Source organism: Paenibacillus sp. B2(2019) (assembly GCF_008370385.1).
Classification (GTDB): Bacteria; Bacillota; Bacilli; order Paenibacillales; family Paenibacillaceae; genus Paenibacillus_AQ.
In genome coordinates, this window is the sequence record NZ_VTZR01000025.1 from 270,806 (window position 1) to 292,866 (window position 22,061).

Annotated in this window: 30 protein-coding genes and 1 pseudogene; 22 read left to right on the forward strand and 9 right to left on the reverse strand. The window is 41.4% G+C overall.

Going from position 1 to position 22,061, the window contains the following annotated elements; translation table 11 throughout:
- Positions 1–120 precede the first annotated feature (120 nt).
- The 7 genes from PAENI_RS26350 to glnA all read left to right on the forward strand — a co-directional run bounded on the left by PAENI_RS26350 (position 121) and on the right by glnA (position 6,968).
- Positions 121–675: a ribonuclease FAU-1 family protein gene (locus PAENI_RS26350; protein WP_076283512.1), complete on the forward strand. Its 555-nt coding sequence runs from the start codon at positions 121–123 to the stop codon at positions 673–675.
- Between the two features lie 4 nt (positions 676–679).
- Complete coding sequence (locus PAENI_RS26355) at positions 680–1,336, forward strand: YdcF family protein (protein WP_149647293.1); 657 nt, start codon at positions 680–682, stop codon at positions 1,334–1,336.
- Between the two features lie 93 nt (positions 1,337–1,429).
- The gene (locus PAENI_RS26360; RefSeq protein ID WP_042188887.1) at positions 1,430–2,395 is read left to right on the forward strand and encodes an AAA family ATPase; all 966 of its coding nucleotides are present in this window, start codon (positions 1,430–1,432) and stop codon (positions 2,393–2,395) included.
- A 40-nt stretch (positions 2,396–2,435) separates the two neighbouring features.
- The gene (hflX, locus tag PAENI_RS26365) at positions 2,436–3,725 is read left to right on the forward strand and encodes a GTPase HflX (RefSeq protein WP_042188885.1); all 1,290 of its coding nucleotides are present in this window, start codon (positions 2,436–2,438) and stop codon (positions 3,723–3,725) included.
- A 133-nt stretch (positions 3,726–3,858) separates the two neighbouring features.
- Positions 3,859–5,112, forward strand: a complete 1,254-nt coding sequence (locus tag PAENI_RS26370) for a methionine gamma-lyase family protein (RefSeq protein ID WP_076283514.1) — start codon at positions 3,859–3,861, stop codon at positions 5,110–5,112.
- Positions 5,113–5,195: 83 nt separating this feature from the next.
- Positions 5,196–5,606 (forward strand): MerR family transcriptional regulator, encoded by a 411-nt coding sequence (locus PAENI_RS26375; protein ID WP_042128355.1) that lies wholly within the window; start codon positions 5,196–5,198, stop codon positions 5,604–5,606.
- A gap of 33 nt (positions 5,607–5,639) precedes the next feature.
- Positions 5,640–6,968 carry a type I glutamate--ammonia ligase gene (gene glnA, locus PAENI_RS26380; RefSeq protein ID WP_042128352.1) on the forward strand — a complete coding sequence of 443 codons (1,329 nt, stop codon included), beginning with the start codon at positions 5,640–5,642 and terminating at the stop codon, positions 6,966–6,968.
- Positions 6,969–7,083: 115 nt separating this feature from the next.
- On the opposite strand, the pseudogene PAENI_RS32040 reads toward glnA, so the two are convergent.
- From PAENI_RS32040 to PAENI_RS32045, 3 genes and pseudogenes are all read right to left on the reverse strand, one after another.
- Positions 7,084–7,338 (reverse strand): annotated as a pseudogene (locus tag PAENI_RS32040) (tyrosine-type recombinase/integrase); the annotation flags it as partial.
- 530 nt (positions 7,339–7,868) lie between these two features.
- Entirely contained in the window at positions 7,869–8,087 is a 219-nt protein-coding gene (locus PAENI_RS26390; protein WP_316502943.1) for a DUF2642 domain-containing protein, read from the reverse strand.
- Between the two features lie 161 nt (positions 8,088–8,248).
- Positions 8,249–8,410 carry a glycine zipper domain-containing protein gene (locus tag PAENI_RS32045; RefSeq protein ID WP_188114697.1) on the reverse strand — a complete coding sequence of 54 codons (162 nt, stop codon included), beginning with the start codon at positions 8,408–8,410 and terminating at the stop codon, positions 8,249–8,251.
- A 176-nt stretch (positions 8,411–8,586) separates the two neighbouring features.
- Between PAENI_RS32045 and PAENI_RS26395 the strand changes: the two genes are divergently transcribed.
- The 3 genes from PAENI_RS26395 to PAENI_RS26405 all read left to right on the forward strand — a co-directional run bounded on the left by PAENI_RS26395 (position 8,587) and on the right by PAENI_RS26405 (position 10,106).
- Complete coding sequence (locus PAENI_RS26395) at positions 8,587–8,898, forward strand: hypothetical protein (protein WP_262495746.1); 312 nt, start codon at positions 8,587–8,589, stop codon at positions 8,896–8,898.
- A 475-nt stretch (positions 8,899–9,373) separates the two neighbouring features.
- A complete protein-coding gene (locus PAENI_RS26400; RefSeq protein ID WP_316502945.1) occupies positions 9,374–9,760 on the forward strand; it encodes an ASCH domain-containing protein in 387 nt (128 codons plus the stop codon).
- 10 nt (positions 9,761–9,770) lie between these two features.
- Positions 9,771–10,106, forward strand: a complete 336-nt coding sequence (locus tag PAENI_RS26405; protein ID WP_149647296.1) for a hypothetical protein — start codon at positions 9,771–9,773, stop codon at positions 10,104–10,106.
- Between the two features lie 128 nt (positions 10,107–10,234).
- Here the strand turns inward: PAENI_RS26405 and PAENI_RS26410 are convergent, their stop codons facing one another.
- The gene (locus tag PAENI_RS26410; protein ID WP_081382781.1) at positions 10,235–10,414 is read right to left on the reverse strand and encodes a hypothetical protein; all 180 of its coding nucleotides are present in this window, start codon (positions 10,412–10,414) and stop codon (positions 10,235–10,237) included.
- Positions 10,415–10,804: 390 nt separating this feature from the next.
- Here PAENI_RS26410 and PAENI_RS32325 point away from each other — a divergent pair, with 390 nt between their 5' ends.
- Complete coding sequence (locus tag PAENI_RS32325) at positions 10,805–11,158, forward strand: DNA methyltransferase (protein WP_223179008.1); 354 nt, start codon at positions 10,805–10,807, stop codon at positions 11,156–11,158.
- Positions 11,159–11,294: 136 nt separating this feature from the next.
- Here PAENI_RS32325 and PAENI_RS26420 read toward each other — a convergent pair whose 3' ends face one another.
- On the reverse strand, positions 11,295–11,462 hold the full coding sequence (locus PAENI_RS26420) for a DUF4083 family protein (protein WP_231573285.1): 168 nt from the start codon (positions 11,460–11,462) through the stop codon (positions 11,295–11,297).
- Between the two features lie 802 nt (positions 11,463–12,264).
- On the opposite strand from PAENI_RS26420, the gene PAENI_RS32330 reads away from it, so the two are divergent.
- From PAENI_RS32330 to PAENI_RS26460, 8 genes are all read left to right on the forward strand, one after another.
- Positions 12,265–12,405: a hypothetical protein gene (locus PAENI_RS32330; RefSeq protein WP_223179009.1), complete on the forward strand. Its 141-nt coding sequence runs from the start codon at positions 12,265–12,267 to the stop codon at positions 12,403–12,405.
- A gap of 8 nt (positions 12,406–12,413) precedes the next feature.
- The gene (locus tag PAENI_RS32770; RefSeq protein WP_262495747.1) at positions 12,414–12,545 is read left to right on the forward strand and encodes a hypothetical protein; all 132 of its coding nucleotides are present in this window, start codon (positions 12,414–12,416) and stop codon (positions 12,543–12,545) included.
- A 168-nt stretch (positions 12,546–12,713) separates the two neighbouring features.
- Positions 12,714–12,968 carry a hypothetical protein gene (locus PAENI_RS26435; RefSeq protein WP_149647299.1) on the forward strand — a complete coding sequence of 85 codons (255 nt, stop codon included), beginning with the start codon at positions 12,714–12,716 and terminating at the stop codon, positions 12,966–12,968.
- Positions 12,969–13,733: 765 nt separating this feature from the next.
- Entirely contained in the window at positions 13,734–14,255 is a 522-nt protein-coding gene (locus tag PAENI_RS26440; RefSeq protein WP_262495748.1) for a sigma factor-like helix-turn-helix DNA-binding protein, read from the forward strand.
- 978 nt (positions 14,256–15,233) lie between these two features.
- The gene (locus PAENI_RS26445; RefSeq protein WP_149647301.1) at positions 15,234–15,437 is read left to right on the forward strand and encodes a DUF5316 family protein; all 204 of its coding nucleotides are present in this window, start codon (positions 15,234–15,236) and stop codon (positions 15,435–15,437) included.
- Between the two features lie 269 nt (positions 15,438–15,706).
- Positions 15,707–16,330, forward strand: a complete 624-nt coding sequence (locus tag PAENI_RS26450) for a DUF4352 domain-containing protein (protein ID WP_149647302.1) — start codon at positions 15,707–15,709, stop codon at positions 16,328–16,330.
- A gap of 133 nt (positions 16,331–16,463) precedes the next feature.
- Positions 16,464–16,964: a cupin domain-containing protein gene (locus tag PAENI_RS26455; protein ID WP_188114698.1), complete on the forward strand. Its 501-nt coding sequence runs from the start codon at positions 16,464–16,466 to the stop codon at positions 16,962–16,964.
- Positions 16,937–17,743, forward strand: coding sequence for an MBL fold metallo-hydrolase (locus tag PAENI_RS26460; RefSeq protein WP_149647304.1), 807 nt, complete (start codon positions 16,937–16,939; stop codon positions 17,741–17,743). The genes PAENI_RS26455 and PAENI_RS26460 overlap by 28 nt, the downstream gene beginning before the upstream one ends.
- Before the next feature lie 125 nt (positions 17,744–17,868).
- Here the strand turns inward: PAENI_RS26460 and PAENI_RS26465 are convergent, their stop codons facing one another.
- The 4 genes from PAENI_RS26465 to lexA form a co-directional block, all read right to left on the reverse strand.
- Positions 17,869–18,447 carry a hypothetical protein gene (locus tag PAENI_RS26465; RefSeq protein WP_149647305.1) on the reverse strand — a complete coding sequence of 193 codons (579 nt, stop codon included), beginning with the start codon at positions 18,445–18,447 and terminating at the stop codon, positions 17,869–17,871.
- A gap of 234 nt (positions 18,448–18,681) precedes the next feature.
- Positions 18,682–19,062 (reverse strand): hypothetical protein, encoded by a 381-nt coding sequence (locus PAENI_RS26470; RefSeq protein WP_042188853.1) that lies wholly within the window; start codon positions 19,060–19,062, stop codon positions 18,682–18,684.
- Positions 19,063–19,211: 149 nt separating this feature from the next.
- The gene (locus PAENI_RS26475) at positions 19,212–19,550 is read right to left on the reverse strand and encodes a L,D-transpeptidase (RefSeq protein WP_042188851.1); all 339 of its coding nucleotides are present in this window, start codon (positions 19,548–19,550) and stop codon (positions 19,212–19,214) included.
- Between the two features lie 272 nt (positions 19,551–19,822).
- Entirely contained in the window at positions 19,823–20,449 is a 627-nt protein-coding gene (gene lexA / locus PAENI_RS26480; protein WP_042188849.1) for a transcriptional repressor LexA, read from the reverse strand.
- Positions 20,450–20,744: 295 nt separating this feature from the next.
- Here lexA and PAENI_RS26485 point away from each other — a divergent pair, with 295 nt between their 5' ends.
- The 3 genes from PAENI_RS26485 to PAENI_RS26495 all read left to right on the forward strand — a co-directional run bounded on the left by PAENI_RS26485 (position 20,745) and on the right by PAENI_RS26495 (position 22,054).
- Positions 20,745–21,158 carry a LysM peptidoglycan-binding domain-containing protein gene (locus tag PAENI_RS26485; RefSeq protein WP_076283534.1) on the forward strand — a complete coding sequence of 138 codons (414 nt, stop codon included), beginning with the start codon at positions 20,745–20,747 and terminating at the stop codon, positions 21,156–21,158.
- Positions 21,159–21,267: 109 nt separating this feature from the next.
- Complete coding sequence (locus PAENI_RS26490; protein ID WP_042188845.1) at positions 21,268–21,477, forward strand: DUF896 domain-containing protein; 210 nt, start codon at positions 21,268–21,270, stop codon at positions 21,475–21,477.
- Between the two features lie 49 nt (positions 21,478–21,526).
- Positions 21,527–22,054 carry a hypothetical protein gene (locus PAENI_RS26495; RefSeq protein WP_149647306.1) on the forward strand — a complete coding sequence of 176 codons (528 nt, stop codon included), beginning with the start codon at positions 21,527–21,529 and terminating at the stop codon, positions 22,052–22,054.
- The last annotated feature ends 7 nt before the right edge of the window (positions 22,055–22,061 follow it).

The following is a 22,061-nucleotide window of genomic DNA, read 5'->3' on the forward strand; positions in this document are numbered from 1 at the left end:
ATAACTCCATATTTTTCTAATAGGATCTGTGATAAAAATTTGCTGTATTTTGCCGGATGTTTTGAGTGTATCCTCTAAATGTGGTAAGCTGAAGAAACCATACTGGAGAGGGTAATTTCTATGAAACGTAAATTCGGAGACCGGGCCAACTGGCGCCGGATTACGCGTCGCCATTTTGCCTGCCGCTATGTGGAGAGCCGGGAATTCAGCGGATATATTACGCTTTATACCATCTACGGGCTGAAAGAACCACTGTGGAAGAGCTATGGACGGCATACATATCGTATTGCGGATAAAGGTTATTCCTGGCTGCAATATTTCCCCAAAGACAGTCACTATATTGTGACGGCTATGTTTGACGAACGGCAAAATATCATTCAATGGTACATAGACACCTGCAAGGTGCAGGGCGTCACAGACCAAGGCGTTCCATGGTTTGATGATTTGTATCTGGATGTGGTTGTGCTTTGGAACGGCGAGGTTTACTTGCTTGATGAGGATGAATTAGAGGAAGCGCTGGAGAGGGAAGATATTTCCGAGAGTGATTATAAACTCGCCTGGGAGACAGCCAATACTATTTTACGCGGCATCGATGCTCATGCTTTCCCTTATTTCTCACTATCTTTGAAGCATCGTGCCGAATTATTTCATCATGGAGAATTCAGGAGGAAATAAAGAAATGGAATGGTACGTCTACGGAAGAGGGTCTTCCCCGATTCGGATTGTTTCCAAAAAACGCAGATTCTGGACGAAACGAACGTTGCTTATCGCTTTATCGATTATTGTGATTGCTGGATTGTTGTGGTGTGCTTATGCGTTAAACAATATTAATAAAGCTGCCACGACAGATCCTATGCAAAAGGCGGATGTTGGGATCATTCTTGGTATGTCGATGTGGGGGGATGATCCTAGCCCAGGACTTAAGGAACGGCTGGATTACGGACTGAAGCTTTATCAAGAAGGAATGTTCCCACATCTTATTGTATCTGGTGGTTTAGATAAACCTGATTTACAATACACCGAAGCTCAAGGAATGCGTAATTATTTGGTTGCTAAAGGAGTGCCAGATAGCGCCATTTACGTAGAGAATGAAGCTACCAGCACTTACGAGAATCTTTTGTTTAGTAAAGAGATTATGGCACGTGAAGGTTTGTCTTCAGCAATAATCATTACACATACTTATCATGGGTGGCGGGCTCATGAAATTGCTGACGAGCTTGCATATGTGAATCCTGAGCTGGGACTTACAGAATCCACCGTTCTATCGATGACAAGACATAAAACACGTGAGATTCTAGCCTATACGAAATGGAAGCTTCAGCAGCTATTCCTGTGATTTGTCCAAAAAATCCCGAATCTTCTAATAACACTTCATTTACTGGAATAGACTTGATTAGAGAAGTCAGCCCTGGATAATGAGGTGATACCGATGAGCGGACGCGTAGCAGCGGCCAGTGGACGGGAGGAAGAAAGACCGTCTCGACAAATCAATATTGTATTGCGGAGTCAAGAGCCTCCGGCTATAACTAACCCTTCTGGAGAGAGTCGGCCGGTACCTCCAAAAAATCACGGCCACACTAGCCTGTTCCAAGAGTTAACGCAAGAATTGGAAGGTTTAGTGGGTCTGGACAATATCAAAGAGCTAGTCTTTGAAATCTACGCCTTGTTACAGATTGCTCAAATGCGAACTGAGGCAGGACTTGCAAGCGGCGGGCAAGCTTATCACATGGTTTTTAAAGGGAATCCCGGAACTGGCAAGACAACCGTGGCTAGAATCGTAGCTAAGCTGTTCCAGCGTATGGGTGTACTGACCAAAGGACATCTCATTGAGGTGGAGAGAGCCGACCTTGTAGGAGAATACATCGGTCATACTGCCCAGAAGACTCGCGATCTGGTAAAAAAGGCTTTGGGCGGTATTTTGTTTATCGATGAGGCTTATAGCCTTGCTCGCGGTGGAGAAAAGGATTTTGGAAAAGAAGCGATTGATACGCTCGTCAAGGCCATGGAGGATCATCGCAGTCAATTTATACTTATCTTAGCGGGGTACTCTGGGGAGATGGAGTATTTTTTGATGAGCAATCCCGGATTACCCTCACGGTTTCCGATACAGGTGGAATTTCCTGATTATACGATCGATCAACTGCTGCAAATTGCTGAACTCATGGCAAAAGATCGCGACTATATTTTGATGCCACAGGCGATACTCAAGTTAAAGCAGCATTTGTTAGTAGAGAAGACGGAGAGTCTTCATGCTTTCAGTAATGCGCGGTATGTTCGCAATGCCATTGAGAAAGCTGTTCGGGGTCAGGCTGTAAGACTGTTAAACCAGTATGAAAGTACCAGCCCAGGCAAGCAGGAATTAATGACGCTTCGAACTGAGGATTTCAAATTATGAATTACAGGATACTATCACCGTCATAAGGAGCATGACATACATGGCAATAACAACGCATGATACGGAAACAGATGTACAAGATCGAGCGATATTGGTAAGTCTCGTCACAGATAAAATTAAAAGAACCGGAATTGATCCAGAGCTTTCACTACAGGAATTAGTGCAATTAGCCGAAACGGCTGGTGTTGAAGTTCTGGATGTGCTGCGTCAAAACAAGGAAACACCTGATTCTAGATGGTTTATTGGTAAAGGAAAAGTAGAGGAGCTACGGATGGCTGCTGATGCTCTCGGGGCTAATACAGCTATCTTTGATCAAGAATTGTCCGGAGCCCAAGTACGGAACCTTGAGGAGGCTCTGGATCTTAAGATTATTGACCGGACGCAGCTTATTCTGGATATTTTTGCGGGGCGTGCGAAGACGCGAGAAGGAATTATTCAGGTAGAGCTGGCACAATTGTCCTATCTGTTACCCCGGCTTTCCGGCCAAGGGAAGAACTTATCCAGACTAGGTGGAGGAATTGGTACCAGAGGTCCGGGTGAAAGTAAGCTGGAAACCGATCGCCGACATATTCGTGATCGGATTACGGAGCTGAAACGCCAGCTGGATGAGGTTGTTAAGACTCGTGAGCTACATCGGGAGCGTCGCCGCAAGGCAGGAGCGGTGCAAGTCGCACTTGTTGGGTATACGAATGCAGGAAAATCAACGCTGCTTAAGCAACTAACCGATGCGGATGTCTATATTGAAAACCAGTTGTTTGCCACACTGGACCCTACTTCACGTGTGCTTGAGCTAGCAGGTGGAAAAGAGGTCGTGCTTACGGATACTGTAGGCTTCATTCAGAATCTTCCGCATGATCTTGTCGCATCTTTCCGTGCAACGCTGGAGGAAGTGAATGAGGCTAATTTGGTGCTACATGTGGTGGATGCCTCTTCACCAATGCGTGAGGAGCAGATGGAGATTGTCCAATCCATCTTGCAGGATCTTGGTGCATCTGGTACACCGCAAATCGTACTTTTTAATAAAATTGATCTATGTCAGCCTGAGCAACTGGAAATGTTGCCTACAGGTACAGGGTACTTGAAGATCAGTGCATTTAATCCTGAAGATTTAACACGGATTACCGAAATGATCGCCGATGAACTGGCTGGCGACACACTCAACTTCCGCATTCCCGGAGACCGAGGTGACATTTCTTCCTTGCTCTACAGGGTGGGAGAGGTTCTGGAAACGACATATGATGAGAACGATGTGCTCTATAACGTTCGTCTTAATAAAGAGGATTATGACAAATGGGGTTACATGCTTGCTGATTTTGTGGACCAGCAGTAATCTTGTCAGTCATTCCTAAGGTGGAAATGCTTCGTTTATAGGTATAAAATAATAGCTAATCTAGAAAGCGTCAGTTTACTGCCGCTTTCTGTCATTATGATGGCAAGTAAATGTAAGGAGCGAATAAGAACGAATGGTAGTTTTTGCAGAGGATATTTTGAGCGCGGCAGAGGCCGCAGAAGTTGAAATAGAAGGCGCTGTCAAAGCCCTTGATCGTATTGTAGATAAGAATCAGTGGAAGGTTATAGAAGCGTTCCAGCGTCATCAAGTCAGTGATTTTCACTTTGCCGGTTCAACGGGGTATGCGTATAATGACCGTGGCCGTGAAGTGTTGGATCTTGTCTATGCTGACGTTTTTGGTGCGGAATCTGCACTGGTACGCCCGCATTTCGCTTCAGGAACACACACCATATCAACAGCCCTATTTGGTGTACTGCGTCCAGGAGATGAGCTGCTATACATCACAGGACGTCCGTACGATACCTTACATAAGGTAATTGGTCACACAGGGGATGGGACAGGTTCTCTCGCAGATTTCGGAATTACTTACCGGGAGGTTGCTCTTACTGCAGATGGCAAGATCGATTGGGATGAGGTAGCTCTCGCTATTAACGAAAATACTAAAGTGATTGGAATCCAAAGGTCACGCGGATATGATTGGCGTGCTTCTTTCACAGTGGCTGAAATTGGTGAAATGACTTCGAGGGTAAAGGTGTTGAAACCGGAAGTGATTGTCTTCGTAGACAATTGTTATGGTGAGTTTACCGAAGAGCTTGAGCCTCCACAGGTTGGTGTGGATCTAGTAGCAGGATCGTTAATTAAGAATCCGGGTGGGGGTATTGCTGAGACAGGCGGTTATATTTGTGGCCGACAGGATCTTGTAGAATTGGCAGCTTATCGATTAACCGCTCCTGGCATAGGTGGTGAAGTAGGGGCTATGTTAGGAACAACACGTGGGCTTTATCAAGGGTTGTTCATGGCTCCACACACGGTCGGACAAGCTTTAAAAGGGAGTATTTTTGCTGCATCTGTATTTCAGCGTTGCGGGTTTGAGACAAAGCCAGCGTGGAACGAGCCTCGTACAGATTTGATTCAGGCGGTTTCTTTTGATGGACCAGAACACTTAATTGCCTTTGTTCAGGGCATACAACGCGCTGCGGCTGTGGACAGCCATGTGGTACCAGAGCCTTGGGATATGCCAGGTTATGAACATCCTGTTATTATGGCTGCAGGTACGTTTATACAAGGTGGAAGCTTGGAGTTATCTGCAGATGCGCCTATACGGGCTCCTTATATTGGCTATATGCAAGGCGGGTTAACCTATTCACATGTTAAATATGGCGTTTTGATGGCACTTCAAAGTATGCGTGAAAGAAAATTGCTGTAAGAATATCTCACATACCATTGACACGCTGTATTAGGAAATGTACAATGAGATCAGAAAAAGATCATTGGAAGGTTGGATGAGTCATGGGTGATGAAATCCGCAGAAATATGGCACTATTTCCTATTGGAATTGTAATGAAGCTGACTGATTTGTCCGCGAGACAAATTCGTTATTATGAGCAGCACAGTCTGATCGTACCAGCACGTACGTCGGGGAATCAGCGTTTGTTCTCTTTTAATGATGTTGAGCGCCTATTAGAAATTAAAGCTCTGATCGAGAAGGGTGTTAATATTGCTGGCATTAAGCAAGTAATGAATCCTGTCTCTAAGGAATCCGAGGAAGCTACTGTTATTACCCCTGATACAGAGGTAAGACGTAGAGAGTTATCCGATTCCCAGCTTCACCGAATGCTGAAGCAAGAACTAGTTTCCGGTAAAAGACCGGGACAAGTGTCTCTGATTCAAGGTGAGTTATCCCGGTTTTTTAATAAATAATAATATATAGAAGTTCGAAAGGGAGAGGATCACATGAGCTTTTCTAAAGAGGATATTTTACGCATTGCCAAGGAAGAGAATGTTCGTTTTATTCGTCTGCAATTTACGGATCTTTTAGGTACTATCAAGAATGTAGAGATTCCAGTTAGCCAATTGGAAAAAGCGCTTGATAATAAAATGATGTTTGACGGTTCTTCCATCGAAGGATACGTACGGATTGAAGAATCTGATATGTATCTCTTCCCTGACCTAGATACATGGGTAATCTTCCCTTGGGTGACTGATAGTCGTGTAGCTCGTCTGATTTGTGACGTCTACATGCCAGATGGTACACCTTTTGCTGGAGACCCGCGTGGTATCCTCAAACGTTGTCTGAAGGAAGCTGAAGAAATGGGTTTCACAGCTATGAACGTTGGACCAGAACCTGAATTCTTCCTATTCAAGACAGACGAAAGAGGAAATCCTACTACGGAATTGAACGACCAAGGTGGATACTTTGACTTAGCGCCAACGGATTTAGGGGAAAACTGTCGTCGTGAAATCGTACTGACCCTTGAAGAAATGGGCTTTGAAATCGAAGCTTCCCACCATGAAGTAGCTTCGGGCCAGCATGAAATTGACTTTAAATATGCTGACGCGATTACTGCTGCTGACCAAATTCAAACCTTTAAGCTCGTCGTGAAAACGGTAGCCCGTCAGCACGGCCTGCATGCAACTTTTATGCCTAAACCATTGTTCGGTATCAACGGATCTGGTATGCACGCTCACCAATCCTTGTTTAAAGGCAAAGAAAACATGTTCTACGACGAAAGCGACAAGCTGGGTCTGAGCAAAACTGCACGTTACTACATGGCTGGTATTTTGAAGCACGCTCGTGCTTTTGCAGCGATTACTAACCCAACAGTGAACTCATACAAACGCCTTGTTCCTGGTTATGAAGCACCTTGCTACGTAGCTTGGTCTGCAAGTAACCGTAGCCCAATGATTCGTATTCCGGCTTCTAGAGGTCTTAGCACACGTGTTGAGGTTCGTAACCCGGACCCAGCAGCTAACCCTTACCTCGCACTTGCTGTTATGTTGAAAGCAGGTCTTGACGGAATTAAACGTAAGCTTGATCTTCCAGCTCCGATTGATCGTAACATCTATGTGATGTCTGAAGAAGAGCGCATCGAAGAAGGCATTCCAAGCTTGCCATCCGATTTGAAAGAAGCACTTAGCGAAATGATCCGCAGTCATGTTATTACCGAAGCTCTCGGCGAACATGCTTTGGCTCACTTCTACGAGCTAAAAGAAATCGAATGGGATATCTACCGCACACAAGTTCACGAGTGGGAAAGAGCGCAATATATGACTCTTTACTAGAACTGTTAAACCCTTGACACCATTGGTGTTAAGGGTTTTTTTCTGTGTGGGTAAGGTTTGGAGGTTTTGTGGAAGGTTAATGAGCGCCCCCGTAATGCCCCCTGAAAATGTAGTTTTATTCGAGGATACTTCTCATATGAGCTTCAAATTTCTCCACACTGCTTTCATTTATTTTCTTTGAAATATGTGTGTATGTGTCCGCTGTGATTCTCATACTACCGTGACCTAAACGTTCTTGTACGTACTTCATATCGTTACCAGCCTCAAGTAAAAGGACAGCATGAGTGTGACGAAGAGAATGGATCGGCAGCGCTGAGAGACCAATACGTTTCAAAATTCGCAAAAAAAAATTGAATAGAGAGGATTTCGGCTAACCCGTGACGAAGCCACGGCATGTGTTAAGCCACTTTATATCACAGGTGGACCCGGATGGCGTCCGGAACGTCCGAAAGGCTGGGCAATTCCACCGAAATATCGATGTGCGGAACTTAAAGTTCATGTGGAAGCTACAGAACAACCTATTGCTTATCTTCATGTGCGAAACGCAATACCACCCGTAAGAAGGTGAAGAAGGAAGTATCTCCTTTGAAGCAAAAGATATTCGCTGAACACAAACCAGGAAAGAGTACGGCAGATAGAGGTGAATTTCCGCGAGATTAGATTACTTGAGTCGTTTGAGACTAACGATCTAAAGATCTTCACTGCAATGTTTACTGATGCTCTTAATGGCTATGCTGCACAGGGGGTCTTATCATCCAAATGATCGATTTGAATATTATAAAATTCGTATAACAACGAATTTATTGCATTATTGGTTATCAGGAATGCTGAACAGTTAGCTACAAGAGGCAAATAGATATGAAAAAAGAGCTGTTTTCACAGCCCCTCTGGAATAGAAAATTACTCAGGCATGATCCAAACAATCTCACATATCCGGACAAAGAACTTTCTACCTCTAGTATCTAACACAACATGGTCTGGTTTGACATCAACTACACATCCGCTGACTCCACCACGAGTAGTTTCTAACACAACTTGTTTTCCAATAACAGATTTTAAGGTTTCTACAACATATGGATCAACAGGGTATACCACGATGGATTGTGGCATTTGGTGCATTTGATGCATTGAATTCATTTGGTTCATTGGATAGTTCAACATATTACCTCCCAATTGGTTATACGTCATCGTATGCTGATGCCTAGCCAATGTACTGGGCAGTAACCCATTTTCAAAATAAGGCTAAGCCATTAATCGGTGATAGGCCCAGTAGCGGAATCTCATTTATCTTTAGGAGTTTTGGGTTTACCTGTCTGAGACAAGGCAACACCAAAAACAATTCCTAAACCAATACCTAATGCAATGTTGTGGAATGCAAATCCAAAAGCAACAGCAAAGCATATTCCTAGATCCAAGACGTAAAACTTTTTATTTTTATCCATATGTAACACTCCGATTTCAATTATTTAACATTTGTACGTGGCTTATCAAAATAAGTTTCGTTAGTCCCAGGGAGGGAAAAGACATGGAAACATGGGATAAATACCGTTATGAGTGCGGCAGGAAATACGCTGACGGATGAATAAGCAGCAGATTCTGTTCTGTATCGACTACAACCTTGAAATTATCGCTGATTTTGAACGGGATATACAAGGAGCTGAAAAGCAACTGCTTCAATGCAGGCGAGATTATAACACTCGGAGCACAGATCCGGGCTGGTGAAATGATTGAGTGGCTTGAGAAATCCGGACTGATACCGGAAGACAAAGTAATCATGCATTCATGCTACGAAGCTCGGAAGGAAAAATACAAGGATAAGGTTTGGACGGTGAAGTCGGAACCGTGGGACTTGTGCGGATCAGAGGTAGTGCTGCTGGAAGGTTTTAATGGCGGGTTTGCCACTGAATATCTAAAGAAGGTAGAGGGTTAACCACCCTCTACCATATAAAGGAGAGGACAAATAACCAGTATGTATTGAAAGAACAATTATGCAAACAAGTCGCTCAGCGCCAGGGGTTGGACAAATGTGGAGACTATAATCGGGGGATGCTTGGTGACCTTAAACGATCGATGACGAGATAAATTAAACCCAACCAAGGTATGAAAATTGTCAGTATGACAGCAATAACAATCTTCCATATTTCGGATTTCTTTTTCCACATAACTCTAGCAACAAAAATTGGAACAAGTATACGTAGTGCATATATTCCAATACCAATGAGTATATATTCCATTTCAAATTCTCCTTATGTATTATTTATTCTCTTTTTACTATCGGTTTGAAAAAAAACAATATTAACATTTCTTCAATTTATTTGAAAACACGATGAAGAAATGAGGCAAAGCCATGAAGTCAACCATCATTCAGCCGTGGGCAACACTGATAGCTCTCAATGAGAAGAAGTTTGAAACGCGCGCCCACAAAGCACAGAGGAGCACTCGCTATCCATGCAGGGAAGAAGATTGATAAAGAAGCCTGCGAGGTGCCAGAGATTAAAGTAGCGTTGACTCGGAACGGTTATACAGTGGACAACTTACCGACTGGGGCTTTGGTAGCTACTTCAGAGTTGATAGATTGCTTCAGAATCCGGCGAGATGTGCTGGGCGGAGTGATTGCCTTGGAATCAGACACTCGAAAAACTCAATTCAATACTCTTGATAAAGAGTATTCCTTCGGATGGTTTGATCAAGGACGCTATGCTTGGGAATTGGCAGAAATTAAGCAACTGCTGGCTCCGATTCCAGCCAAAGGGCAACAACGGATTTGGAACTGGGAAGGAGTGCAGTTATGAGTGTTGGTTCATGATTGAAAAGGCAGACATTGCGTATTTAATTTACTCACTAGAAGAGTCACAACAACAGAACGCGCGTTGGAAAGAAGCTGTAAACGGGTTGATGATGGCTGACACAGATGTTCAGAGGGATTTAGCAGAGGCACAGCAGACCATAGCCCGGCAACAGGCGGAGTTGGATGAATATCAAGGGCAAATGAAAATCCTGACCGAGTGGGCGAACGCAGTGGAAATGAATGTTTCTGATTTGATTTCTGAGCGAAATGATCTACAGGAAGCACTTGAAAAGATTAAATCCGCGGCGCCAAATCCTTTTTATCGCATGGCTTCGGATGCTCTGAAGTGAAATAAGGAAGGGAGCAACAAGTCTTGACACAGGTAAAGGATAAGACAAACATTTGCCCCCGAGAGAGGGCAGAGGCGGCATTTATCACGCTTAGTATTGTTAAGTAGACACATAAGGCGTAACAAATGCTATTCGTTTTTCTTCTGTATCAGCTTCTCTATATAAATCCAAACATAGTAAGTAATCCAAAATGCCATCATGGTTGCTAATAATGCATAAGACCTTTTATCGTATGGAAGAGTGAAAGCCAAGATGATCCCTAGAATGAGGAACGGTGGTGAAAGGGTGAAATATTTCTTTTTATGCAATTTATCTATCTCCTTATTATTAATTAGTTATAAGTACATTATCACTATTAACAAATTATAGGAAGTGTGGACATGATCCTATGCGATCTACCATACGGCACAACGCAGAGTCCTAGGGATTCTATCCTGCCGTTTGATCAGCTATAGAAGGCATATGAACGGATCATTAAGGATAACGGGGCAATCGTCTTATTTGCTAAAGCCCCATTTGATAAGGCACTCGCAGCCAGCAATATGAAATTATTTAAATATGAATGGATATGGGAAAAGAACAAGGCAACAGGACACTTAAACAAAGGTCTGATGCCGCTGCAAGCTCATGAAAACATACTAGTCTTTTATAAAAGGCTGCCGACCTATAATGCTCAAATGAGTTAGGGACATAAACCAATGAATGCAGCGACTAACAACCATAAATCATCTGTTTATGGTGATGAAATTCCGTGGTCAAACGAGGCTGGGAAGACTGAGAGATTGCCGCGCAGTGTCTTGTACTATCCGGTATTTAACAACGATGATCCTGAACTAATCCATCCAAATCAAAAACCAGTGGAGTTGTGCGAATACCTCATACGCACCTACACCAACCCTGGGGAAACCGTCCTAGACAATTGTGCTGGAAGTTGTACAACGGCTGTGGCTGCATCAAGGACTGGAAGAAAATATATCGCTATAGGGCGTGATGAACGACATGCTGCAGACGGAATGGAACGGTTGAAGAATATGCAATTAACGTTGTTCTAAGGGGCGAAGGCTATCGTCCGACAGCATAAACCCAGTAACGCGGGGGCCGCACCAGATCATTAAGGGAGTAGGAGTATCCCTCCTCTCCCAAAGGCACAGTAGACGCATACTGCGACATAAAAAAAGATAAAAGTGATTATGCACCCTTATCTTTTTCAAGCAATTCTATTATTCTGTCTAATTTTTTCTCTATGCTAGCATTTTTATCTGAAACCTTGTTTTTAGTAAGATAATCTCTTTTTAACAGTAAAACCAAGGGAATCGCCCAAACAAATGCCAATGGTATTAAAAAAATATATTGCAAGATAACACCTCATTAATAGTTATTGTTTTAGTATAACAAACTAAAACTAAAAAAAAGAACTTATTTGAAGTTATTTACTGCGCAGTACGAAGATACATGACATTAAGGGATAGAGGAGGTTGCAGCACTCCTCTCCCAAAGTTTATGACGCAGTAGACGCATACTGTGAAGCAAAAGTATTTACAACTTAGATTTCTCTTTATACTTTGACCAATTTATCCAAGATAAACTAATAAAACCTAACGCCATAAGCAGAATTTGTATTGGATCTCGATAAAGATCGAATACAATTCCGATGCCAACAGAGAGAGGTATTAATATAAGACAAATAATAGAAAGCCATTTATTAATATTTTGATTTTCCTTCTTTATGTTATTCATGTTTATCCCCTTTCAAAAAAAATGATAATTATTAACAAATGTATTATATCATGCCAACTTAGGTTGATGTCCACATGCTGCACAGTACGAAAATACTGGGACAGAGATGGGTTAATAGCCCTCCTCTCCCACAAGGAGGATATAAATGATGGAGTTGGCTGTACTGAACTTATAAAGGGGCTGAGACACATGGATAGCATGACATTGTATACGTTTTGATTAACATGCTGCATGGAAAGGTAGAAATGGCAACACAAAACGATTCTGAGGCATAGGCATTTAATCGGGATATGAAGGGAGTTCGAATACAAGTGTTCATGAACATGAATCTGATTGCAAGTATAGAGCGTACAGTATCAGCGCTGGATTAATTTAGGGGGCTGAGACCCCAATCAAAGGAGACGATGCACGATGAATACTTATGAAGTATGGGTCCAGTGGAGCGAATGGGATGATCCTTGGTGCAGATGAACAGTACAAGGTGAAAATGCTGGGAAGACTAAGTATTCATTTCGGGAATACCTTCAGGATGGATTGTGGGAAGAGAAGTTCGGTACAGTAGTCAAGAAATTGCGCTGCCGGAAGATCGGCGGTTTCAAGGTCAGTGACTTGTTCACCAATCCAGCGACCTTCCGGGAGATTTGCGAGCGCCGTGCAATTGACTTCGCATATCAAGGAATGAAGATCGAGGTTGACGGGTAATGTGGCGTGATGGTGGGTGGCAATAACTCGGGAAATATTGACGTTTGCTTCGAGGGGAAATACTACGCTGAGAACTGCCATCCCTGGTGGCGTACCAAATACTTTGATCGTAAAGGAAATTTGATTAAAGAATTCTTGGACTAATAGAGGTATAAGGGGGAGAAGAGGATGAAAGAAGTAAATGCAGATTTGTACCATCTGCTCAATGAAAACGAAACTGGCCTATATACTCAGGAATTTCAGAAGAACAAAACGGAATATGCCTACGTTCATCTTGATTTTTCAGACTTGGCGGACTTCGCAGAAGCCGTAGGTACCTATCCGTTTGAAGAGGGCGGCATGAAAGTCACGATGTTTGAGAGAACAATCTGCATTGACTTGAATGACATCATAGAAGGGCAAGGTCATAGCTTGAGTAGTTAAAAAAAATGCTTCGATGAAGACACTTGGGACAGGTACAAAGAGCAGATCGAAAAGATGAAACTTGACTGTTAGGCCGAAGGCCATCGAGTCAGACCGCATAATTCAAGTAAAATGGGGCCGGGTAATCATAGATCTTAACCATTAAAGATATACCAAAGTAATCCATAAGCTACTCCGAAGTAAGCAATCACACCCAGTAAAGAGATGGACAAAAGAATAATGATAACTTTCTTACCGTTCATAAAATTCACCTCTTATTTAATATAGCACGGGTTGAGAGAGGAACAAGCGACTTTGATAATCCGAAAGCGAGGAAATCATAATAAGCGATTGGTACTCAGGAATCAAAAGCAAGGAGATTGAATCTACAGGCGGTGGGCAAGGAAAGATTAAGAGATCACAACTCACGGAGGAAGAGAGAGCAAACCTAGATTCGAAATATCCCAAACCTATTTGGTAAGGCTGTTGAGAGGCCATTTGTGATTAAGGGATCCGTAGAATGAGATACAAGGACACTCAAAAAGCATTGTCGGACGGGCATAGACATTTTATCTTTACTGAAAACCCAGGAAAACCTGTAGAGGTGCTGAAGTGGGGACCGAGTTGGGTTAGATTCAAAGATGCATACAACACATATCCTATCAGTACAAACATGAAGATGTTCTCTATGTTGGTGGAATGTATTTATACAGAAAAAAGCCCTGATGCGTCAGGGCAATAGCAGCTTTTATCCTCGACCAAATTATACCACAAAGGGGAATGAGGATGAACATCGCCAATAGCAAGGCTCCTGCAGTAAAGGTAACGGACTTAGGTCCAGCAACTGCCCTAAACTATCGACTCTCCCTCAATGGCGCGGAGCGAGCATATAGGAAGGCTGATGCTGATGATAAAAAGGTGATTTCTGGAATGGAATCTGACTGTGAGTTTGTCATTGAGTGGCTGAATTCAGGACGGAGACCAGGGAATAAGCGTGGAATTGAACGGCGAGCTGGCTATGAACGGGAAATACTACTGGATCCAATACGAATGCAGGCTTTCGCTAGTGATTCAAAGGCGGGAAGCCCAGCCAATCTTTCAGATGAACAACGGTTCCAATTAGAATATGCACTTAATCAATTAAGCGAACGGGAACGAGAATGCTATACTCTGGCACATGGGCAGTGCATCCCACATTCTGAAATAGCCAAAATGCTCGGCATTACCTACGGAAGCGTTAGCGAATATATTCAACGAGCGCAGCGGAAGATTAGCGATACTGTAGAGGATTCTCTGTTTTTTGTCTAGTAAATGCCCATAATATATAAGTAGACTTCAAAATTATCAGATTATATTTTTTTAACTGAATTTTTATATGGAAATTGCTGAGAGCAATTGTTAAGATTGATTGGCTAGGGATAGCGGATAAGTTGGTCACGCGCGCTTCTCATACTTTGTAAGAGGAAATGTTAGTTCATGAAGTTGCCATATGGTTGTAGCGTCTTGAAATGATGACAGATAATTAATCATTTATGTCTTTTTAAAAATGTAAAAATTGATACTTATAAAGTTTCAGTTTTTCTCTCGAAAAGACATTCACTTTTAATGTCATCTTTTAATCGCTGCCAAACCGGGCGCGCCTATTACAACTGAATAAGCATTAAAAAGGAAAGGACCCTGAGTTTCTGCTCAATGGTCCTTTTTCTTCTCGTATTTTTGTATTGGTGTAAACCTGTGTCTAGGCACGTCCAATTTATACGTACGCACTTACCAACCACAATCAGTTCGCTTCCCTTATTTCTAGAGGGTGAAATAAGGGAATAATAGAACATCCACACCATAACGGAGGCTTGCAACCAAACTTATGTACGATGCACCTTCTAGCTTCACAGCAGATCTTATTTGTAGCTTTATTCTGTTTTTGGCTTGCTATCGGACCCAAATGCAGTTATTGGCCTGAAAAGTACCCAATATTATGCTCTAAAGAAGCAATAACGTTACTGGAGTCCGAAACCCTGCACAAAAGACGATTATTTTGTAAATAACGTCATCTGAGTCCAAAACTCGAAGAAGAGGACTCTCTCCGTTAGTGGAGAAACTAAGTAGACACCAGAAGGGCTGCAATACCAATCGCCACAAGAAATAGCACCTGAGCACATACCGATGATTCCTCGATTATGTGCATTCTCGTCATACATCATTTTAACTTTTCCAATTAGTAGTGGAGAATAATGTTAGAATATCTTATATATAGATATCCAACGCTTTCCTGGGAGGAGCACTAATATGCGCATATTCATATATATAGGACTGGCTTTTTTTGTGATCTCTGGTATATGTATTGGCGGATTTACGACAGGTACTCAGCAAAGAGGGAATTTTTATTCGGAATCCAAAGAAGGCCGTAAAATTAAAAATAAAGTAGCGAATTGGTCTGCTTTAGGAGGGGTTCTTTCCTTGGCTATAGCTGGACTAGTATATTTGTTGTGAGATTTACCACACTCAAGTTCAAGAGTGGTAAAGAGTGCAATACAAGACTTTTTACAAAAACCTTTAGACCCTTGATGTCTTTGCCGTTGAGGTGTTTTTTTATATTTATAGTTCTAGTAAAATGGAATTTAATATAACGGTCACAATTATTCTTATCATCTGACATTATTTTATATTTTTCTTGCAAAGGTATATCTTTCATAGGATAATATGGGTATATTTTCCTAGCAAAAGTTGGAAATGGATATTATCTGAGAGGAAGTAGAATATTGAAAACAAAGAAACCTTTTTTTAAAAAATGGTGGTTTTGGCTCATTATTGTTTTTGTTGTAATTGGGGTGATTGGATCACAGGGGAATGATAGTGAACCTACAGTATCAAAATCAGAACCAGCAGTGGCAAAGGTAGATGATACTGCAGCAACAGAGAAACCGGTCGAAACGGAAAAGCCTACCAGCAAGCCTACAGAAGAGCCAAAGGAAACGATGATAAATGAAGTTGGACAAACCATCACAACTAAGAATTTTAAGCTTACAGTTGAGTCTCTGGAAAAGCCTAAGGGAAATGATTATGTACAACCATCAGAGGGTAATGAGTTTGTAGAAATCGGAATTATACTTGAGAATATTTCCAGTAAAGATTATATGGTAAGCTCTATGCTAATGTTCAATGCATACCAAGACAGCTTCTCCATAAATGAAGATCTCTTGGCTCATACTTTGGATAGTCAAGTAGGAACAATGGACGGCGCTTTAGCTGCGGGAAAGAAAATTCGTGGCAAACTAGCTTACCAGCTTCCTAAGGATTGGAAAGAACTTGAAATCAATACTGATTTTACGGTTTTAAGTTTTAGTTCAGATGGAGAAATCAAAATCGTTCTTCAAAATAAATAGGATATCTCACATATAAGAGTCTCGCCAATGCTGGCGGGGCTTTTTTTATTGTTAAACCTGATAATCTGCATTTACATAAAGTACCAAACCGATTATATTGAAAGAAAAGCGTAATGGATGAGGGGTGTTATATTTGGCGAAGATTTTTAATGAAAATACTGTTTCATTTAAACAAAAGTTATCTCCGATCCCTGAGTTTGCTTGGCATACGAGTGAGAGGTTAGCTGAGATCGCTAATTCTAAACATCTTGTCTTCGACATAAGATCGCTTGATCCAGATAAGTATTCCTTTCCTTATCATTTTCATAGAAACGCTGAAGAAATATTTGTGATTTTGACGGGAAAAGCGATGTTAAGAACTCCAGAGGGTTTTAGTGAGGTTTCTGAAGGTGATGTGATATTTTTTGAAATGGGACCTGAAGGAGCGCATCAACTTTATAATCATACGGATGCCCCTTGCAAGTATCTTGATCTCCGAACGAACCAGGGCATAGATGTTTGCGAATATCCGGACTCAGGTAAAATCAACATTCTCCCCTATCAAGAAATTTATCAGGCGGATCAACAAGCGGACTATTATAAAGGAGAAAAGCAGGTAAGGGAGAAATGGAACGGAATGGAGGATCACACTTGATTCAAGATCGATGGTTCACAGTCACGAAAATTGATCCAATTACTTATGCAATCAGTGAATATGGACATTGGGAAAAGGTGCACTCTTTTTTGTTGTTAGGGAAAGAACAAGCGGTGTTGATTGATACGGGATTAGGCATCGATAATATAAAAAGAATAACGGATCAGTTAACGGATTTACCTATCACTGTCATCACTACACATGTGCATGCAGACCATATAGGCAGTCATGGACAATTTGAGACGATCTATGTTCATAAAGAGGATGAGGATTGGCTAATTAATGGAATACGAGGTTTGACCCTTGCCCAGATCAGAAAAGATATGAGCCGAGATATTACTCTTCCTGTTCCTGAGACGTTTGATCCTAATACGTATACACCTTATCAAGGGAAACCAACAGCTCTATTGCGAGAGGGAGATGTGCTTGATTTAGGCGGGCGTAGATTAGAAATTTACCACACACCGGGTCATTCGCCAGGTCATATTAGCATCTTTGATCATGCCAACGGGTATCTGTTTACAGGGGATTTGTTGTATGATGTTACGCCAATTTATGCTTTTTATCCCTCTACTAGTCCGGCAGATTTAGTGGCTTCTTTAGAAAAGATTGCGCAAATTCCAAATGTATCTCAAGTATTCGGCTCTCATAATACGTTGGGTCTAGATCCAGCTATTTTGCAAGTGGTTATGAAGGCAGTTCGTGAATTACGTGAACGGGATCTTGTTGCTCATGGTACGGGCATTCATCAATTTAACGGATTTAGTGTGCAATTTTAAAATGAATGTTGGATGCAGCGAAAACGGCCCTCTCAAAAGGACCGTTTTTTTGTCTTTCCTTAAGGTTTTCAAAATTTCTAATTGGGAAAGGTAAAGTGAAGTAATAATAGGCGGAAGGGGGGCATTCATTCGGATACGATCGACCTGAAGAACGCATGTAATTGTTGGACTTGGGAGTAAGCTTCTTTGTATTGATTATCGGATTGTTGAATGGGCAATAAGCCTGGCAAGAAGGAAATACTATACACAGGTATTTCATTGCTGTTCATATATATTTTAAGCGTAAGTTCCTCAATAACATCAGCCTCTTCGTCACCGCTATTAACCACATTAATATCCGCACTTGAAGCAGTTGATTTGCTGTTTTGTTGTCTTTTAGATACTTTTGAAAGGGTTAGTGCGTTAACAACAATCTCTGATCCCATTATATTGTCGAACGAGTATAGCTTTGCTATTGCCTTTTTGCTTGTTTTCGGATTGCTGGTACCTATTGCTATTTTTTTATAAGGTTCATTAAGGGCGATCAAGTGAGATTGATTGGGCGGAATGAATGTTTTGGTGAATATAATATTAAAAGATGAGGTTGCGTTTAACAGCTTAGAAAGTTCAGAAGAAGTAGATAGTTTTTTTAATTCTATAATAACGGCACTTAGAATTAAGACTCCTCCTACAATGGCAAACATATACATCAAGAAAATCAGCATGTAATCACACCTCCAATGATCTCAGTAGAGCAAGATTTATTGCTTATTGAAAGATATGCCTGAATTCTCTCTACTAGTATCTGTTAAGAGCGAAAATCGTGGGAATTTAGGAAACGACTACTGATTAGAAAAAGAGAAAGCACCCAGAGATCTGCCGATTTTGCAAGCTGAGTGCAAAATTGGGGCAACTGCTGGAGTGCTTTGTTGAGAGCATTTAAAATAAATATGTCAAAATCATAAGAAATTGAAGGCTGTGATTTGATCAGTATAAACAATTAGCTGTTTGTATTCGATCGGAGATTCATAGTGAGTATAGGGTCTTACAGAAACATCATTAAGGACTACAAAGTTATAGCTGAAATTTTTATCGGGATGTTCCGCACCTAAATAAGATATGTATTCATCTACAATGACATCATCCATTAGAGATTTTAAGTCAAAAACATCCTCTTTATTGGAGGTGGAAGGGGAGATGGTCCCTTGAATACTGCCGAATGAGGTGAGTAAATTTACTTTTTTTCCACTCGCTTGATCGTTATTTAACAATAAGCCAGAGAGTTTAACAAGTGCATCGACTTTAAAATCGACGAGGGTTCTAATTTTTGAGTTGTTCAAAACGAGACACTTCCTTTCAATTTGAAATCCTGTTAACATTATTCGACATATAACCACATAATTCCTATTAGGTCATCAAAAATACATAAATACAAACACGCCCCCTCCAGTGAACCATGAGTGAGGCGTGTTTATCTATAGAGATAGATTTAATTCCTGATCGTTACTCGTGTTCCAATCGGTACAATCGCAGCTAGTGCTAACACATCTTCATTGTACATACGAATACAACCGTGGGATACTTCGTGCCCTATGGATGAGGGATCATTATTTCCATGTATCCCATAGTGAGGCTTAGATAGCCCCATCCAAAAGACCCCAAATGGACCACCTGGATCGGGTTGTTTGTTGATGATTGTGAATTCACCGAGTGGTGATTGAGTTAACATTTTACCGATTCCGACTGGGAAGCCCCTGATCACAATGTCGTTATCAAGAAGATAAAGCATACGCTGCGTCAGATCAACTATAATCCGGTAATTTGGCATTGTGCAACACTCCTTTCTAATTAAGATATGAGCAGGATGCCTAAACGGTTATTCATTAAAAATGGTCATTTTAGCTTATGGGAACAAATGTTCTATGATTGATAAATAGGGTTTGATAACAGTTAAAAAGCTGTTCTGCATTTGCAGAACAGCTTTTTAAAAAATAAAAGAAAGTTTTATTTTTACGATATACCCTATCCTTATACTTCTCGTAGAAACGGATACCGTCCTTTAAAGGGCGGTATCCGTTTTCGCATGGTAGGAGTGCATACTTAGTGGATATCTCGAAATAATCCGATAACTCTGCCGAGAATGGTTACGCGATTAAGGCGAAGAGGCTCGTACGCCGGATTCTCCGGCTGAAGACGTATATGATCACGTTCTTTATAAAAAGTCTTAACGGTTGCTTCATCTTCTTCGGTCATAGCTACAACGATATCTCCGTTATCAGCCGTTTGTTGTTGACGAACAATAACATAGTCGCCATTCATAATCCCAGCTTCGACCATACTGTCACCTTGAACCGATAACATAAATACTTTGTTATCTCCAACATAGTGAGTTGGAAGCGGGAAGTAGTCTTCAATATTCTCAGTAGCAGTGATAGGAACCCCGGCGGTAACCTTACCTACGACAGGAATGCGAGCGACGGTTTGCGCGAAATGATGGACATTCTCGGAATCCTCTTGGCCAAGCAATTCTATCGCACGAGGCTTCGTTGGATCTCGACGGATAAGTCCCTTCTTCTCTAGCCGATCCAAATGACCGTGAACTGTGGAGCTGGAAGCAAGACCAACAGCTTCTCCAATCTCCCGGACGGAAGGAGGATAACCCTTGCTGCGGACTTCGCTACGTATAAATTCCAGGATCGCCAGCTGGCGACTTGAAATCTTTGACATTGGAATCAACCCCATATAGTAATGTTTGGGAAAATTATAACATAGAACTACCGTTCGCACAAACATAAGTTCTAACTATTATAAATATTAATTCGAAAGAGTTAATAAATGGTAGTCTTGTATTGATTGCGTTTCCTTCATCTAAACGATAAGAGTGATTCTTTATATGAAGAATATGGTAAATAGTAACCTCTGAAAAAAAGAGAACAATTGTTCTAAAATAGTATTGAACAAAACACATGTTCGTGTTATTATAATTTCAAAAGTAAGAACAAGTGTTTGGAGGATGATATTCATGTTAAAATACAGTACATACCGTAGCATCTACGATAAAGCCCCAGTGGTTGAATCTTTAGGACATAATCCTATTACCCGTTATTCAGCTCAGATTAAAGAGATTACAGAGTTTTTGCTTGAAGGCTTGATGCGTTTGTTCCGTAGAGATTTTGTTATTAAACTGACATTGATCATCGTGCTCGTACTATCAGGACTTACAGTAGTAGGTAATGTATTTGCAGGATCTACTACTTTAATGAAGGATGAGAAGCGCGTAGTGGTTGAACGTGGAGATACACTTTGGAGTATTGCTCTTGAGAATAAACCTTCTGATATGAAAACGGCTGTATATATAGAAGGAATTAAAAAATCCAATGGCATTAAAGGTAGTCAGATTAATGCTGGAGATATTCTCACTTTACCTATATATTAATATTCTAAGAACATAATAAGAGGACATGAAGAGCTTGCAGGGAGTAAACCTTGACAAGCTCTTTTTCTCATGGCAGAGTTAGAATTAATTTATAAGGGGAGGGAAAGTTTTGAATATTGATGAGTTGGTCGCGCGTATTAACGAATTGGCACGCAAACAGAAGAGCGTAGGCCTTAATCAAGAGGAAACGGCGGAACGCGCCAAGCTTCGTGAAATTTATTTGGGGAATATTCGCAATAACTTCCGAGCACAATTGAATACGATTGAATTGGTCGATAATGATGAGCATGAACAAGGTAACAAGGGGCGTAAGCATTAACACCCTGTTCCTTTTCATAGATATTACTGGATGACTAGGGGGAACGCATATGGCCCGTTCTTGGGAAAGAATGGTTCAACGCAACACGCAGCAAATTAATAAGCAAAGAAAGAAACAGGGGAAGGAAACGATTTACGCATCTAAATCTAAATCTCCTGGTAAGAACAGTGAAACCTTTAAAGGCCGTAACATTGCATTTCCAGTAGTGTTATTAGTGCTTGGTACTATGTTTTGGATGGTTGGTTCAGTGGACCAGGCCAAAGGTAATGGTATGCTAATGAACTGGTTAGGAGTCGTTTTGTACTACTTACTAGCGGCACTTCTGTTCTTCCGACGTCCGTACTTGAAGGTAGAGAATGCTAGACTATCTACTATAAAATTCAACCGCGAACGTTATCTGCCAGCTTCTGATATTGAGAAAATCATCCTTTCGCGTGGAGCTGTTGTAATTAAGCATAAAGGCAAACGCACGAAATGGATTTTTACCAGACTTATGAATCGTTATGATACCAATGCAATGGGGACTCGACTGGAAGCATTCGCAAAAGCTCACCAAATTGAAGTAGTTCACGAATAGAAATTAA